16 protein-coding genes are annotated in these 15,193 nt (G+C 64.8%); 7 read left to right on the forward strand and 9 right to left on the reverse strand.

The features are described 5' to 3' along the window. Positions 1–11 precede the first annotated feature (11 nt). Positions 12–476: a universal stress protein gene (locus tag V5B44_RS17650; RefSeq protein ID WP_332360304.1), complete on the reverse strand. Its 465-nt coding sequence runs from the start codon at positions 474–476 to the stop codon at positions 12–14. Between the two features lie 80 nt (positions 477–556). Next, the gene (gene cobU / locus V5B44_RS17655; RefSeq protein WP_332360305.1) at positions 557–1,102 is read right to left on the reverse strand and encodes a bifunctional adenosylcobinamide kinase/adenosylcobinamide-phosphate guanylyltransferase; all 546 of its coding nucleotides are present in this window, start codon (positions 1,100–1,102) and stop codon (positions 557–559) included. A gap of 65 nt (positions 1,103–1,167) precedes the next feature. Here cobU and cobT point away from each other — a divergent pair, with 65 nt between their 5' ends. Both cobT and V5B44_RS17665 read left to right on the forward strand, forming a co-directional pair. Continuing rightward, on the forward strand, positions 1,168–2,202 hold the full coding sequence (gene cobT, locus V5B44_RS17660) for a nicotinate-nucleotide--dimethylbenzimidazole phosphoribosyltransferase (protein WP_332360306.1): 1,035 nt from the start codon (positions 1,168–1,170) through the stop codon (positions 2,200–2,202). 94 nt (positions 2,203–2,296) lie between these two features. Beyond that, on the forward strand, positions 2,297–2,617 hold the full coding sequence (locus tag V5B44_RS17665) for a heavy metal-binding domain-containing protein (protein ID WP_332360307.1): 321 nt from the start codon (positions 2,297–2,299) through the stop codon (positions 2,615–2,617). 113 nt (positions 2,618–2,730) lie between these two features. On the opposite strand, the gene V5B44_RS17670 is transcribed toward V5B44_RS17665, so the two are convergent. From V5B44_RS17670 to V5B44_RS17680, 3 genes are all read right to left on the reverse strand, one after another. Then, entirely contained in the window at positions 2,731–3,543 is an 813-nt protein-coding gene (locus V5B44_RS17670; RefSeq protein WP_332360308.1) for a fibro-slime domain-containing protein, read from the reverse strand. A gap of 375 nt (positions 3,544–3,918) precedes the next feature. Beyond that, the gene (locus V5B44_RS17675) at positions 3,919–5,166 is read right to left on the reverse strand and encodes a NupC/NupG family nucleoside CNT transporter (RefSeq protein WP_332360309.1); all 1,248 of its coding nucleotides are present in this window, start codon (positions 5,164–5,166) and stop codon (positions 3,919–3,921) included. Positions 5,167–5,293: 127 nt separating this feature from the next. Continuing rightward, positions 5,294–5,698, reverse strand: a complete 405-nt coding sequence (locus tag V5B44_RS17680; protein WP_332360310.1) for a hypothetical protein — start codon at positions 5,696–5,698, stop codon at positions 5,294–5,296. 260 nt (positions 5,699–5,958) lie between these two features. Between V5B44_RS17680 and V5B44_RS17685 the strand changes: the two genes are divergently transcribed. Further along, positions 5,959–6,294, forward strand: a complete 336-nt coding sequence (locus tag V5B44_RS17685; RefSeq protein WP_434735478.1) for a hypothetical protein — start codon at positions 5,959–5,961, stop codon at positions 6,292–6,294. A gap of 62 nt (positions 6,295–6,356) precedes the next feature. On the opposite strand, the gene V5B44_RS17690 is transcribed toward V5B44_RS17685, so the two are convergent. From V5B44_RS17690 to V5B44_RS17705, 4 genes are all read right to left on the reverse strand, one after another. Further along, positions 6,357–7,124 carry an MBL fold metallo-hydrolase gene (locus V5B44_RS17690; protein ID WP_332360436.1) on the reverse strand — a complete coding sequence of 256 codons (768 nt, stop codon included), beginning with the start codon at positions 7,122–7,124 and terminating at the stop codon, positions 6,357–6,359. Next, positions 7,124–8,272 (reverse strand): outer membrane protein assembly factor BamC, encoded by a 1,149-nt coding sequence (gene bamC / locus V5B44_RS17695; protein ID WP_332360311.1) that lies wholly within the window; start codon positions 8,270–8,272, stop codon positions 7,124–7,126. The genes V5B44_RS17690 and bamC overlap by 1 nt, the downstream gene beginning before the upstream one ends. Positions 8,273–8,287: 15 nt before the next feature. Then, positions 8,288–9,166, reverse strand: coding sequence for a 4-hydroxy-tetrahydrodipicolinate synthase (gene dapA, locus V5B44_RS17700; RefSeq protein ID WP_332360312.1), 879 nt, complete (start codon positions 9,164–9,166; stop codon positions 8,288–8,290). Between the two features lie 117 nt (positions 9,167–9,283). Beyond that, positions 9,284–10,210: a histone deacetylase family protein gene (locus V5B44_RS17705; protein WP_332360313.1), complete on the reverse strand. Its 927-nt coding sequence runs from the start codon at positions 10,208–10,210 to the stop codon at positions 9,284–9,286. Between the two features lie 110 nt (positions 10,211–10,320). Here V5B44_RS17705 and V5B44_RS17710 point away from each other — a divergent pair, with 110 nt between their 5' ends. From V5B44_RS17710 to mltB, 4 genes are read left to right on the forward strand one after another with little or no spacing between them, the layout of a single operon-like run. Continuing rightward, a complete protein-coding gene (locus V5B44_RS17710; RefSeq protein WP_332360314.1) occupies positions 10,321–11,247 on the forward strand; it encodes an AAA family ATPase in 927 nt (308 codons plus the stop codon). After that, entirely contained in the window at positions 11,247–12,221 is a 975-nt protein-coding gene (locus V5B44_RS17715; protein ID WP_332360315.1) for a DUF58 domain-containing protein, read from the forward strand. Before V5B44_RS17710 ends, V5B44_RS17715 begins: the two co-directional genes overlap by 1 nt. Next, complete coding sequence (locus V5B44_RS17720) at positions 12,211–14,190, forward strand: transglutaminase TgpA family protein (RefSeq protein ID WP_332360316.1); 1,980 nt, start codon at positions 12,211–12,213, stop codon at positions 14,188–14,190. Before V5B44_RS17715 ends, V5B44_RS17720 begins: the two co-directional genes overlap by 11 nt. Continuing rightward, positions 14,187–15,188: a lytic murein transglycosylase B gene (gene mltB, locus V5B44_RS17725; RefSeq protein ID WP_332360317.1), complete on the forward strand. Its 1,002-nt coding sequence runs from the start codon at positions 14,187–14,189 to the stop codon at positions 15,186–15,188. Before V5B44_RS17720 ends, mltB begins: the two co-directional genes overlap by 4 nt. Positions 15,189–15,193: the final 5 nt, after the last annotated feature.

Below are 15,193 nucleotides of genomic sequence, written 5' to 3' on the forward strand. Positions count from 1 at the left end.
CCGCCGATCGCTCATTCGTCTGGCTCTTCGCCGCGCACCAGCAGCAGCGAAACCTGGCTCTTGCGGACCAGGCGCTCGGCGACGCTACCGACAAAGAAACGCTCGATGCCACGTCGCCCATGCGTGCCGACAATCAGCAGATCGGCCTGCCATTCCGTCGCCGCATCGATCAGCATGTCCGATACATGCTTCTGCTCCGATTCAACGAGCCTGATTTCGACCTCGATCCCGGCCGCGCGCGCCGTTTCCGCCAGGCGGCCGAGAAGGCCCTGCGCACCCAGGCGCATGCGGGCCTCGGTCTTGCCGACGCTGTTCGGCAGCATCATCGCCACTTCGCGCTGCGCCAGAATCGTCTCGTCGACCGCATGGCAGATCGCCATTTGCGCACCGGTACTCCTGGCGAGTTCGACCGCCGCCTTCATCACCTGGCTGGTCATGAAGCTCTCATCAACGGCAACCATGATTCGCTTGTACATAGTTCTCGGATCCTCGTTCGGCAAAGTTGTCAGACAACCGCAAGAATAGCACTCATCGCCCCCGCCCGAGCACCTCGACACTACTTCAGCGTGAGCGGCAGACCCGCCGCCACCAGCGTCACCCGTTCGCACACCGCCGCCACGCGTTGGTTCAGCCGCCCCTGCTCATCGGCAAACAGCCGCGCGACCGCCGCCATTGGCACGATACCCCAACCGACCTCGTTCGAGACCAGGATGACCCGCCCCGGCAGTTGCGGCAGAAGGTCGATCAATGCCTGCGTCGCACCGGCCAGCCGCGGGCAGCGCAACGGCTCCCCGGCTTCGGCCTGGCTGACCGCTTCGCCGGCAAACAGAAGATTCGACAACCACAGCGTCAGGCAGTCAACCAGCAGACAGACCTCGGGCGCCGCATGTCGACGCAAGGCAGCGGCCAGATCGAGCGGCTCGACGACCAGTCCCCACTCCCGACAACGCCGCGCCTGATGGTGTTCGATGCGTCTTGACATCTCGGCGTCGAGCGCCTGTGCGGTCGCCACATAAACGACGTGCAGTCCGCTCTCGCTCGCCCGGCGCTCGGCCAGCAGGCTCTTGCCCGAACGCGCGCCGCCAATGATCAGTTCTCGCATGCCGCGAAGCTTAGCATGGCCGGTGATGGGTATAATCGGCGCCTTTGTCCCCGACAGGTCACCGCATGCACTTTTCCATCGAGCCAACTGCTGCCGTCCCAGGCCTGCAGGCCCGGATCGACAGCAAGACCAAGCCGCCCGGTTCGCTCGGCCAGCTTGAACGCCTGGCACTGCAGATCGGCCAGGTGCAGCAGTCGCTGACGCCAAGCCTCGACCATCCTCGGCTGCTGGTCTTCGCCGGCGACCACGGTGCCGCCCGCGCCGGCGTTTCGGCCTATCCACAGGAGGTGACCTGGCAGATGGTCGAGAACTTCCTCTCCGGTGGCGCGGCAATCAACGTCTTCGCCCGCCTGAACGGCCTCGAACTGCAGGTGATCGACGCCGGCGTGGCGCACGACTTCGGCGCCCGCCAGGGTCTCGTCGACGCCAAGATCGCTTTCGGGACGCGCAGCTACCTCGAACAGGCCGCGATGAGCAGCGCCGAGCGCGACGCCGCCCTGGTCCGTGGCGCGGCCATCGTTCACGCCCTGGCCGAACAGGGCTGCCGGGTGATCGGCTTCGGCGAGATGGGGATCGGCAATACCGCCGCCGCCGCGCTGCTGACCCATTGCCTGACCGGCACGCCATTGGTGGACTGCGTCGGACGAGGGACCGGCCTCGACGATGCCGGACTGGCGCGCAAGCAGGCACTGCTGGCGCAAGCTGCGCGGCGAGCGGCGCTTGCGCCCGATGCCGATGCCTTGAGCGTACTCGCCGAATTCGGCGGCTTCGAAATCGCGATGATGAGCGGCGCCATGCTCGCCGCTGCCGAGCGGGGCCTGCTGCTGCTGATCGATGGCTTCATCGTCACCTCGGCGCTGCTCGTCGCCGCCCGTCTCGCACCTGCGATTTGCGACTACTGCGTCTTCTGCCATCGCTCTGCCGAACCCGGCCATCTGGCCCAACTGCGCGCACTGAATGCCGAACCCCTGCTCGATCTCGGCTTGCGCCTCGGCGAGGGAACCGGCGCCGCTCTCGCCTGGCCGCTGGTGCGCGCCGCTGCCGCTTTCCTAAACGAGATGGCCAGCTTCGAGTCAGCCGGCGTCAGCAGCCAGTCCTGAACAGCGAACGCGGACCCTTGCCCGGATCGCGTGCCCGGATCGTTTTTCAGGCAGCCTTCGCGACTCTTCCCATCACCACCCCAAAGGAGCAGACATGCTGATCACCACCACTGCCAACATCGAAGGCAAGCGCATCACGCGCTATTACGGCCTCGTCGCCGGCGAGGCGATTCTCGGCGCCAATGTCTTCAAGGACATGTTCGCCGGCATTCGCGATCTCGTCGGTGGCAGGTCAGGCACCTACGAAAAGGAACTGCAGCGCGCGCGCGACATCGCGCTCAAGGAACTCGAGGAACGGGCGCAGGAACTCGGAGCGAACGCAGTGGTTGGCGTGGACCTCGACTACGAGGTTCTCGGCGAGAAGAACGGCATGCTCATGGTTTCGGCGAGCGGCACGGCTGTCGTCGTGGAGTAGACAGACCCTGGGTCACCCCGCGCGGCGTGACCCAGGATCCGGCGGCACAACTGACGGAAGAGGACAGCATTCCCCGCTCCCCGCGAGCACATCGCGACGACCGCGCAGCCAGATTACGCGACGCGCCGACGACGGGCAACGAGAGCGGCCAGGGCGGGTAATGCAAGCAGCAAGGTTCCCGGCTCGGGCAACTCAGGCGGCGGCGTGATATCCAGGGTGGTCGTGATGGCGAAGTTCGACTGCGAGGTGTGCCGCTCGGCGAAGAAGATGTCGAGGTCGTAAGGGGTGCCGGCCACCAGGCCCAGGTTCTTCAAGTCTTGCGCAGTGAAGCTCTTGGTTGCGGCACCGTGAACGCCGCCAAGGTCCAGGACCAGCTTGCCGTCGACAAACACCCAGAGGTCATCGTCACCGGTAAAGGTAAAGCTCTTGTTCGGTCCCAAGGCAGGATCGCTGAACGCCAGCTGTCCTTCGAGCTGCATGGTGAAGTGGTAGTTATGCGAGCGGCCCTGATCGCCGTATAGCTGGCCGTCGATCGGGAAGAAAGCGTTGTTGCTGTAGGTATAGGTTCCCGCCGGCCCCTCGGTCAGGAGAAGCGAGGTCGGCTTCGAGAGATTGAACCCCGGGGTGTCGACGTACCACTTGGCAAAGTTCGCTGCCGTAGAGGCACCGGCGACGATGTTCGCACCAGCGGTCGGCAAGCCTCCGCTGAGGGTTGACGCCACCATGCCAGTGACCACGCCAGGGATGGCTCCTTCGAAGTCCGACAATTGCGTACAACTGTTGGCGATGCCCGGCGCACAGAAATCGCGAATCGTCCCGGTCAGCGTCACGTCGGCGGCCATGGCCGAAGCGCTGCAACCAAGGCCCAAGAGCGCCAGGACCGGCAGCAGGCTTGTCCCACGACGGGATTGTTTCTGGTAGTTCATTTCATGTTCTCCTGAGGAATTGGACAAAGAGGCAGGGACCGAAACGGCGCTTGACACAACCACGAGGCAAGCGCCCGGCGGGTCACACGACGATTAGGCTACCCTGACCGGAATAAGCATAATTGATGCCAATCCCTGGAGAACAGGAAAAAAGTCTCAATCTTACAGATTGTTAGAGAATTTACCGGGAGTCACCCGCGCACCTCGCCAATGCCAGGCGCCCTACATCCGTAAGATTTATTGACAGTTGCTTGCTTCCTGCGGGCATCAAGCCGACCCTGCTCGCCCGGCGGAAAAAGCGGCGCTGACCTGGGCTTGCGCTATCGGCGGATAGTCAGGAAAACCTGTGGGCAGCGTTCATACCGGACGTTTGCGTCACAGTAGCATGGCCACGACACTGCCGCAGGAGAGCGTCGCCAGGGTGCCTGAAACCAGCGTCCAAGGGCCGAGCTGGACGATTTCGCGCCGACGTTCCGGCGCGATGGCGCACATGCCGCCGAGAAGAATGCCGAGACTTCCGAGATTCGCGAAACCGCACAGGGCATAGGTCATGATGACCTTGCTGCGCGGCGTCAGCACGGCCTCGGAAAGCCGCGCCATGTCGAGGTAAGCGATCAACTCGTTGAGGACTGTTTTGGTCCCCAGCAGCGAGCCAGCAACAGCGGATTCGGCCCAGGGAATGCCGGCCATCCAGGCAAAGGGCGCCATCAGCCAGCCCAGCAGGCGCTGCAGGGACAAGGGGACAGCGTCTACCGTCGGCAACAGGCCAAGCACCTGATTCGTCAGGCTGACCATCGCCACCAGGACAATCAGCATGGCGGCGATGTTGATCAACAGGGTGGCGCCTTCGCCGGTTCCACGGGTAATGGCCTCCATGGTGCTGTGATCGGTCGGTGGCAGCTGCAGGTGCTGCCCGGTCGCCTGACCTTCGGGGGGGACCAGAATGACGGCAAATACGATCGCCGCGGGCGCGCTGATGAACGAGGCTGCGAGGATGTGACCCAGCGCATCGGGCACCACCGGGCCGAGAATGCTGGCGTACAAAGCCATCACCGTGCCTGCGACGCCAGCCATGCCACCGCTGAGGATGATGAACATCTCGCCACGACTGACGCTCGCCAGGTAGGGACGGATCAGCAAGGGCGCTTCCACCATGCCGACGAACACATTGGCCGCGGTTGACATGCCAACCGCGCCACCGACGCCAAGCGTTCTCTCGAGCAACACCGAGAAGCCCCTGACCAGCCAGGGCAAGACACGCCAGTGATAAAGCACCGCCGACAGCGCACTCATCACCAGCACCACCGGCAGGGCCTGAAAGGCGAGGACAAAACTGCTTCCAGGAACGGTTTCTGCGTAGGGCAGCGACGCCCCGCCGAGGAAGCCGAACACCAGTGTGGTGCCTTCGCGGGTCGCCGCGGCAATCGCCAGCAGTGCGTCGTTACCTGCGGCAAAGAGCTCGCGTGCGCCGGGCAAGCGGAAGATCAGCAGCGCCAGCGCCAACTGCAGACCGATCCCGCCAAGGACCGTACGCCAGGGGATGGCGCGGCGTCTGGACGAGAGCGTCCACGCCAGGCCAAGAAGCAAGAGGTAGCCGACGACAGCCTGCAGAAGCGGATTCACTGTCCAGTCTCCACAAACCCAGCGAATACAACGGCCATGGCACCAGCCTCGCCGGGGGCTTCACTCATTCTTGCGGTCCGTTCATCAGTCAGCCGCACGGCAACCGTTGATGGGTCTCTGCCAGAGTCTACTTGCCCATCCGGGAGCGCCGGTCGACCGGCTTCCCCACCCGCTCGAACTCTGGCCGGATTTGACTGGCGCCCTGATAGCCCGGCTGGATGTCTGCTTCAGGCGTGGGCGGAACGTCGCGCGGCTGGACCGGCGCGGCGAACGCCGGCTTGTCCGGGGCAAAGCGCGCGCCGTAGTTGCGCTCGTAGCGATCGAGAAAACGTCGCATCTGTTCGTAGTCCGAGCAATTGCGGGGGGAAAGGCAAGGACCGAACGACTCGTAGATGGTCCAAGGCGGCACCACCGTACCGTAAGGAGCGAACCAGGGGCCGACGACCACCTCGCCACCGACAACATAGCTCGCTGCAGTGGCCTCAAGGGCGATGCAGGCGTAGGCAGCAGCAAGAAGGAAGTAGGCGCGCACGGTAGTTCAGTGTAGCACCTGCCGAGCGCGCGCTTGCCGGGAAGTGATCACCGCCCCGGCGACTGGCACGCCGCATCCTGCACGCCTGCGGCATGCCGAGCCAGCAGCGATCAGTCCACGTGATCGGGGAGTTCTCCAGATCATCGGGCAATTTCGGGCGGATTGATGGTAAAATTTATAGTTGATCGACGTACCAGCCGGTCAACCATTTAGCTATTGGCTCGTTGTACTCATTTTTATTGTCGATAAGGAACCCCATCATGAAGAACTCCCTCCTCGTTGCTGCGCTGATCGCCCTTGCTGTTACCGCCTGTGGCAAGAAGGAAGAAGCCAAGCCAGCCGCTGCGCCGGCCGCTGCTGCTCCTGCTGCTGCTCCTGCTGCCGCTCCGGCCGCTGCTGCTGCTGCCACCGATGCCGCCAAGGCGTCCGAGAAGGCCGCTGGCACGGCTGCCGATGCCGCCAAGGATGCCGCCAAGCCGGCAGAAGCCGCCGCCACTGCAGCTGACAAGGCCAAGGAAGCTGCTGGCGCCGCTACCGATGCCGCGAAGGCTGCCAGTACGGCTGCTGACGCCGCCAAGGACGCAATGAAGAAGTAATCTTTTTCCAGGAATCACAAAAAAAAGCCGGCTCGCGCCGGCTTTTTTTTGTGGGCGAAGGATCAACGCAACTGCCGCCAGTCGAACCCGCCGTCCTGGTCGGCAACCCCGATCCAGTCCTCGCTGCAGCCCAATGCCGATGCGAGAGCCCTTGCCGCCAGCTCCGGCCGGTTGTTCTCCTGGCTCAGATGTGCGGCAAGGACATGCTGTAGCCGCCCGGTGTCGATCTGTCGCAACAATGCCGCCGCCTGCTCGTTCTCCAGATGGCCAAAGCGCCCACCGATCCGTCGTCTGAGTGATGCCGGATAGCGCGACGCCGCGAGCAGCGCGTGATCGTGGTTGCACTCCAGGACCAGGCCATCGCAGACGCGCAGAGTATCGACAATGTGCGGCGTGATTGTGCCGGTATCGGTGAGCACGCCAAGCCGGCGCACGCCGTCGCTGAACGCAAACTGTACCGGTTCGCGGGCGTCGTGGGGCACTGGAAACGGCTGCACCTGAAGGCTGCCAATCGCAAAAGGCGTGTGTCCTTCGATCAGACGGCACTCGGGCAAGGGAGCACTTCCGCGCGGAGCGGCGGCATGCGTGCCGTGCGTGAGATAGACCGTCAGCCGATGACGACGGGCAAAGGCGAAAACACCGCCGACGTGATCACCGTGCTCGTGCGTCACCACGATCGCGGTCAACTCATCGGGCGCCATACCGAGTCTGGCCAGCCTCGCTGCTGCCTCACGGCTCGAGAAACCACAATCCAGCAGCACCCTGGTCTCGCCGGCATCGACAATCAGCGCGTTTCCCTGACTGCCGCTGCCCAACGAGGCGAAGCGGATCACTTCAACTGATCGTAAAGCAGGTTGAGAATCCTCTTCGACGTCTCCGATTGGTCAACACCCCCCTCAAGCGACAGCACCTGGACCGTCGACTTGCCCCCCGCCTCGCGGACGAATATACGGTACTGGATCTGTGTCTTGCCGGCAGAGCTCCCCTTGAAGGGGTTGAGCTTCGACAGAAAGCTGTCCTCCTTCTTCTCGTTGTCGGTTTCCGGATCGACATAGCGAACGAAGTACAGGCCCCGCGATCGATCCCGGTCTTCGACGGTGAAGCCGACGCGGTCCAGCGCCAGGCCCACTCGACGCCAGGCGCGATCGAAGGTTTCCTCGACCTCCAGCGTCCCGGCACCGTCAGCGCCTCGCGACAGTCTGGCGCGCTCCAGGGGCTTCTCCTGTGCTGCCTGGATGGCCGCCGTGGCGCGCTTTTCCTCGCTGCCCAGGCGAATCATCAGACGGCGCAGCATCTCCGCCTCCAGTTCCGGGTCGGCCGGGCGTGGTTGCCACTTGGTCTGATCCTTGCCCTCGGAAACGAAAATCTCGTACATACCGCGATGGCTGATGAAGATGTCGGTGGTCCCCGGAGTGGTCCCGGGTTCCAGACGGGTGCGGAACTTGTCCCGTTCGGCGGTCGAATAGACGGAATCGATGACCTTGCCAAGAACGTTCCGGATGAAATCCTGCGGGATCTTGGCGCGGTTCTCCGCCCAGTCGGTTTCCATTACCCCGGCATCTGGCAACTCCAGCTTGATCAGAAAGCCGGTCTCCTGCCAGAACTCCTTGACCGTTCCCCAAAGCTTGTCAGGCGAGCCAGTGGCGACCAGCCAGCGTTGGGTTCCCGAACGCTCGATGCGGGCCTGATCCACCTCCGGCAGGACTTCACTCTTCTGCTGAGCCCGTGCCTGCGGCGAACGCTCGGCCGCGTACGCCGAGAAAGTGGCCGTTCCCTTGCCGGCGGTGTCCGGAACAGCATAACGGTCATCACGGGTGGGCGAGGTCAGGTCGGGGGGCACTTCGAGCGGTGGCACACTGCTGCCGGATGCCGACTTGTATTCAATTCTCTTGGGTTCAAGCAGCGAACCCGTGCAACCGGCAAGCAGCAGGAGCAGGAGCAGGAAGGCAAACCGGAAGCGCGAAACGACAAAACTCATTGGAAAACCCTGGTTCTAGACGAGCACGCCGGCCTGACGCATGGCCGCACGAACCCGCTCGTGATAGTCGGGCGACAGGGGTGTCAGCGGTAGCCGCAGCCCACCATCGATGAGGCCGAGTTCCCTGCATGCCCACTTGACCGGGATCGGGTTGGCCTCACAGAACAACTGACGATGCAAGCCAAGCAAACGAGCATTCAACTGACGCGCCCTGGCCACGTCGCCAGCCAGCGCTGCGGCACACATGTCGTGCATCAGACGCGGTGCGACGTTGGCGACCACCGAAATATCGCCGCTGGCACCCATCAGAATCAGGGCACATGCGCTGGCATCATCACCGCTATAGACGGCGAAACCCGCGGGCGCACGGGCGATCAGCTCAATCCCGCGATCCATACCGCCAGTGGCATCCTTGATGCCGACAATGTTGGGTATTTCGGCCAGACGCAGCGCTGTCTCGTTGCTCAGGTCGGCCACCGTGCGACCCGGCACGTTGTACAGGATCAGCGGGATATCGACGGCTTCGGCGATTGCCCGGAAATGGCGGTAGAGACCCTCCTGTGCCGGCTTGTTGTAATACGGCACGACCGACAGCGCCGCGTCGGCGCCCGCCTGCCTGGCAAAGCGAGCCAGGGCGATCGCTTCCGCGGTCGAATTGGCGCCTGTGCCGGCAATCACCGGGATCCGGCCGGCTGCCTGATCAACGGCGAGGCGGATCAGCTCGCAGTGTTCTTCCAGATTGACGGTCGGCGACTCGCCGGTGGTGCCGACGATGACGATCGCGTCGGTACCTTCCTGCACGTGGAAATCGACCAGCCGGCGCAGGCCGGGCAAGTCAAGGCTGCCATCCTCGTGCATGGGAGTGACAATCGCTACGATCGATCCAGTAATCATGGTCTTGGGTGGGCGCCCGGCAGCTTCGCCGGGAGGGTTTCGCCTAGGAAATCAGAACACTGAATTCTAACCGAAAGCAGGCGGGCTGCGATGAAAAACGTCGCCGCCAGGCAAGGATCAGAGCTCGGCCAGCACCCGCAGATGGGCGGCCACGCTGCGCGCCAGCGCCGACAGCGAATAACCCCCTTCGAGCATCGACACGATGCGCCCCTGCGCGAACTCGTCGGCGATCTGCTTCATCTGCTCGGTCACCCAGGCGTAGTCCTTCTCGAGCAGCCTCAGACCGCCCATCTCGTCCTCGTAGTGGGCGTCGAAACCCGCCGAGATGAACAGCATCTCCGGCTTGAACTCGCGCAGACGAGGCAGCCAGAGATCGCTCACCACGCGACGGAATTCCTCACCGTCGGCGCCCCTGCCAAGGGGCACATTGAGCATGTTGGCCGCCGGGCGCTCGGTACCGCTGTAAGGGTAGAACGGATGCTGGAAGATGCTGACCATCAACACCCGCGAGTCGCCCTTGAAGCAGTCCTCGGTACCGTTCCCGTGGTGTACGTCAAAATCGACCACCGCCACTCGCGACAACCGGTGTGCCGCCAGCGCATGCGCCGCAGCCACCGCGATGTTGTTGAAGAAACAGAAACCCATCGCCGACGAGCGCTCGGCATGATGACCCGGCGGGCGGACGGCGCAGAAAGCGTTCTCGACCTCACCCGCCATCACCAGATCAACCGCCAGTACGCCCGCCCCGGCAGCCCGCAGCGCAGCCTGCCAGGTGTGCCGGTTCATGGCCGTGTCCGGATCGAGATGAACGATGCCCAACTCCGGCGAGGCGCGCTTCAGGCGCTCGAGATGCGCCGCAGCATGCACGCGCTTGAGTTGCTGGAAGCTCGCCTGCGGCGCGTCGTGATAGGAAAAGTACGAATCCAGTCCTTGAGCGATCAGGTGATCGCTGATGGCATTCAGGCGCTCAGGGGTCTCGGGGTGGTAGGAACCCATGTCGTGCAGTTGGCAATCGCGATGGGTGATGAATGCAGTGCTCGTCACTATGGCCTTTCTGCCGCAGATGGGCGCCGCAATGAACGCGGCGATCTCCGATAAATCGAGTTATTGGCTGATGGTTTATTATCATCCCAATTGCGCCACCACGACAAGCCATGCCGCCCACGACCAGACCCTCCCCAGTCCGCGAAATCCTCGCCGCCGCCAATGCGGTGATCCTCGGCAAGAGCACGCAAACCCGACTCGCACTGTGCTGTCTGCTGGCAAGAGGCCATTTGCTGATTGAAGATCTGCCCGGCGTCGGCAAGACGACTCTGGCGCACACCCTGGCCCGCCTGCTCGGATTCCAGTTCTCGCGCGTCCAGTTCACCAGCGACATGCTGCCGGCGGACATCCTCGGCGTCTCGGTCTTTGACCGCGACCAGAGCAGTTTCAGGTTCCTGCCCGGACCGGTATTCGCGCAGGTGCTGCTGGCCGACGAAATCAACCGGGCCACCCCAAAGACGCAAAGCGCCCTGCTCGAAGCCATGGAAGAAGGCCAGGTGACCACCGAAGGCGAAACCCGACCGCTGCCGGAGCCGTTTTTCGTCATTGCCACCCAGAACCCCTCCAGCCAGATCGGAACCTTCCCCTTGCCGGAGTCACAACTGGATCGCTTTCTGCTGCGCATCGACCTGGGTTACCCCGACCACGACGCCGAGCGCTCACTGCTCGAAAGCGGTGGCCGGCGGGAGCAGTTGCCGACACTCGCCGCCCGCCTCGGCGCCGGCGAGTTCGCCCTGCTGCAACGGCAGGCGGCGGCGGTGCACGTCTCGCCAGCCCTGCTCGACTACCTGCAACTGCTGGTCGAAGCAACGCGCAAGGAGCAGCGTTTCGTACACGGTCTGAGTCCACGGGCCGCCTTGTCGTTGCTTGCCGCTGCCCGCGCCTGGGCATTCACCGGCGGCCGCGCCATGGTCCTGCCGGAAGACGTGCAGGCGGTGCTGCCGGCTGTTGCCCGCCACCGGCTACGGCTGGTCAGCGGCAGCCATGCCGACGCCGAGGATATCGCCCTCCTGATTCGCTCCGTGCCGCTGGCCTGATGCGCCGACGCGAGAGATTCCAGCGCTGGTTGTTCCACCTTGCCCGTGACGAGCGGGTGCCGATCGTCCTCACGCAACGCCGCATCTTCATCGTGCCGACGTCCGGTGGGCTTCTGTTCGCCGTTGTTCTGGCCGTGATGCTGATCGGCGCCATCAATTACAACCTCAGCCTCGGCCATGCCCTGACCTTTCTGCTCGCCGGACTCGGGCTGGTCGCCATGGTGCATACCTTCCACAATCTGTTCGGCATGCGCCTGACGCCGGGGCGCGCAGAACCCGCCTTCGCCGGCGACCTGGCACGCTTCCCGCTGGCTCTGGAAAACCCCCGCCGGCAGCCGCGCCGCGCCCTCGAGTTTTCCTTCAAGGACCAGCCGGTGGTCACGGCTGACCTTTCACCGCAGGGCCGCGCGACGATTGCCGTTCCCTTCGTCACACACCAGCGAGGACGCCTTGACCCGGGTCGCGTCACGCTCACCACACGCTATCCGCTGGGCCTCTTCCGCGCCTGGAGCTACCCCTATCCACCCTTTTCCTGCGTCGTCTATCCAAAGCCGCTGCGCACACCGCTGCCGGGAGCCTCGCCGGGAGCGCATGCCGATCACCGCCAGGGTGACAGCGGCCAGGAAGACTTCGCCGGTCTCCGACCGCGCCAGATCAGCGATCCGACCCGGCACATCGCGTGGAAAGCGGTGGCCCGCCGCTCCGACGAGCAGGCGCTGCTGGTCAAGCAGTTCGCCGGCGGAGCCATGGATGAACTCTGGCTCGACTGGTGGCTGACCCCGGGCGAGCGTGGCGACGAGGATCGCCTGTCTATACTCGCGGGCTGGATCATGGCGGCTGACGAACAACAGGCGTGCTACGGGCTGCGGCTGCCGGGCCAGCAGATCGCCCCGGCCCAGGGCGATGCGCATCGTGCCAGCTGCCTGCAGGCCTTGGCGTTGTACGGTGAAGTCGAAGCGCGGGATGCGCGCTAGACCGCCGGCGGCGCTCGAACACGACGCCGTGCCATGGCTGCTGGTGGTTGCCCTGGCGACCACCGGCCCGCACGCCGAGCACCTGCCAGCCTGGCTGACGCTGCTGGTTGCCGCCGCCCTGCTCTGGCGCACCTGGCTATGGCATCAACAGCGGCGAATGCCGCCGCGCTGGTCGCTCGCCCTGCTGGTGATCGCCGCCGTCGCGGCGATCGGCTGGCAGTTCGGCAGCCTGTTCGGGAAAGACGCGGGCGTCGCCATGCTGGTCCTGTTCATGGCCCTCAAGCCACTCGAAATGCACAGCCGGCGCGACGCGCTGGTGGTCATCATGCTCGGCTACTTTCTCCTGCTGACCCACTATTTCTACTCGCAGAGCATCCCCACCGGCCTCTGGCTGCTGGCCGCCTGCACGCTGCTGACCGGTGCCCTGCTCAGGCTCCATGGCGGCGCCCAGCCGGTCATCGCCATTGCCCGGCAGGCCGGCCTCCTGCTCCTGCAGGCGCTGCCTTTCATGCTGCTGCTCTATCTCCTGTTCCCGCGCGTCACGGGTCCGCTCTGGGGGTTGCCACAGGATGCCCATGCCGGGCTCAGCGGCTTGCCCAGCCAGATGTCGCCGGGGTCGATCAGCAACCTCACGCTGTCCGGCGCGATCGCCTTTCGCAGCCGCTTCGCCGGCGAGATTCCGGAGCAGGCCGACCTCTACTGGCGTGGCCCGGTGTTCGACGAGTACGACGGCGTAACCTGGCGTGCCAGCCGGCAGCACGGCAGATCACCGGCGCCGGCGCCGGTGATCGAGGCGCGTGGCCCCGCGCATGACTACAGCAGCATCCTCGAAGCCCACAACCAGCGCTGGCTGCTGGCACTCGACGTCCCGACCCGCCTACCCCCCGACAGTTCGCTGGCAGCAACGCTCGAAGCACAGTCTCGCGAACCGCTGCGCATCCGCTCCCGTTTTTCCTTCAGCTCGGTGCTCGACTATCGCGCCAACCGCATGGAAGCGCCGGCCAGCCTGCAACAGGCGCTGACCCTGCCGCCGCAAGGTAATCCGCGCACGCGTGCCCTCGCCAGCGAGTGGCAGTCGCGACCACCAGCGAGGATCGCCGAGGCGGCTCTGGCGATGTTTCGCCAGGAAGACTTCCACTACACCCTGCGCCCACCGCTGCTCGGTGCGGACGCCATCGACGAATTCCTGTTCGACAGTCGGCGTGGCTTCTGCGAGCACTACGCCTCGGCCTTCGTCTTCCTGATGCGTGCGGCCGGCGTGCCCGCGCGCGTGGTTGCCGGCTACCAGGGCGGCGAGCTGAATCCGGTTGATGGCTATCTCACCGTGCGCCAGTCCGATGCCCACGCCTGGGCCGAGATCTGGCTCGCCGACGAAGGTTGGCTGCGCATTGACCCGACAGCCGCAGTCGCCCCGTCACGCATCGAGCAAGGCATCGTCGCCGCGCTGCCGGCCGGTGAGCCCCTGCCCGGCATCATCCGCCTCGACGCCGACTGGATGCGCGACCTGCGCAACCGCTGGGAGGCGGCAAACAATACCTGGAATCAGTGGGTGCTCGGTTACAATCCGCAGCGCCAGCGCGAAGTCCTGTCGCGGCTCGGTTGGCCCGACCCCGACTGGCGGAGCATGACCGCCTCGCTGGCCGTGCTCTGCGGGCTGGCGCTGCTGGTCGTCGCGCTGTGGACGCTGCCAGGACGCCGCCGCGACGATCCGGTCCAGCGTGCCTGGCAGGCATACTGCGCGCAACTCGGGCGCCGCGGCATTATTCGCGCCGACTGGGAAGGCCCGCTCGATTTCGCGCAACGTGTGGCGCGCGAAAAGCCCGAGCTGGCCACGCTCACCAGCGAAGCCGCCCGGCACTATGCCGAACTGCGCTACGGCGAAGGTGACGGCGATAGCGACGGCGAACCACTGCGTCGGCTGCAACAATGCGTGCAGCGACTACCCCCGCAAAGGAGAAGAAAAACTTGAAAAAACAATGCGTCACCCTCCTCTTCGGCCTGCTCGGCAGCGTCCTGGCGCTGCCCGCCCACAGCCAGCAGGGCGCCGGCTTCAGCCAGGACCCGGAAGTCAGGGCCTTCATCCTCAGCATGCACGAACAGCACGGCTTTGACGTTGCCCACCTGACGCGGCAGTTCGCCGCCATCCGGCCCAACTCCACCGTGCTGCGCGCCATCCGTCCGCCTTCCGTCCCCGAAAAGCAGCGCTCATGGGAACGCTACCGCGAGCGCTTTGTAAACGGTCAACGCATCGCTGGCGGCCTGTCCTTCTGGCAGCAGCATGCGGCCACGCTGCTGCGCGCCGAGGCGATCTACGGCGTCCCGCCCGAGATCATCGTCGCCATCATCGGCGTCGAGACCATCTACGGTCAGAACATGGGCAGTTTTGGCGTCCTCGAGGCGCTCGCCTCACTGGCCTTCAATTACCCGCCACGGGCCGAGTTCTTCCGCGGCGAACTCGAGCAGTTTCTGCTCCTGGCGCGCGAAAACGGCGTCAGCCCACTCGAAATCAAGGGTTCTTACGCCGGCGCGATGGGCATCCCGCAGTTCATGCCCAGCAGCCAGCGCCGCTTTGCCGTTGACTTCGACGGCGACGACCGCATCGACCTGCGCCACAGCAACACCGACGCCATCGGCAGCGTCGCCCGCTTCCTGCAGCAGCATGGCTGGCAGAAAGGCGCGCCGGTCGCCGTGCCGGCAAACGTCAATGGCGATCCGGCCGCATTGATCGCCGCCGGCATCAAGCCCTCGCTGACTGTCGGAGAGATGGCCGGTCTGGGTGTCGTGGCGCCCGCAGCCAGCGAGCAGGCGGCGGCCCTGATCGACCTGGTCACGCCGGGGGCAGCAACCGAGTACTGGCTTGGCTTCGACAACTTCTACGTCATCACCCGCTACAACCGCTCAAGCTTTTACGCGATGGCGGTCTTCCAGTTGGCAGAAGCCCTGCGCGCCGGGCGCAGCCAATTGTAGAGCCA

The organism is Candidatus Accumulibacter necessarius (assembly GCF_036625085.1).